The sequence below is a fragment of the Marinomonas gallaica genome, assembly GCF_001639745.1.
GTDB lineage: Bacteria > Pseudomonadota > Gammaproteobacteria > Pseudomonadales > Marinomonadaceae > Marinomonas > Marinomonas gallaica.
In genome coordinates, this window is sequence record NZ_LTAX01000069.1 from 1 (window position 1) to 278 (window position 278).

Genomic DNA, 278 nt, shown 5'->3' on the forward strand with positions numbered 1-278 from the left:
GGTTGGCTCATTGAGTAACAGCAGGTCAGAGGGGCACATCAGTGCCTGAGCGAGGTTTAAACGGATTCTCCAGCCCCCTGAGAACTCTTTCACGCCGCGTGTGATGTCGGTATGGCTAAAGCCGAGCCCTGACAATAGCTGGGCGGCACGGGATTCCGCCGTATAACCATCGAGGTTGTCGAGTTCGGCATGCAGTTCGCCAATGCGAGCATGTTGGTGCTCTTGTTCTGCGCGGGCTAACTGCTGTTGGACCTTGCGTAGTTCAATATCACCGTCTA

At 55.4% G+C, this 278-nt stretch carries 1 protein-coding gene; it reads right to left on the minus strand.

Features of this window, described 5'->3' with window-relative positions:
- Window positions 1-278, minus strand: a 278-nt coding sequence (locus AYW76_RS18655; protein ID WP_156489112.1) for an ATP-binding cassette domain-containing protein, incomplete at both ends; no start/stop codon positions are given.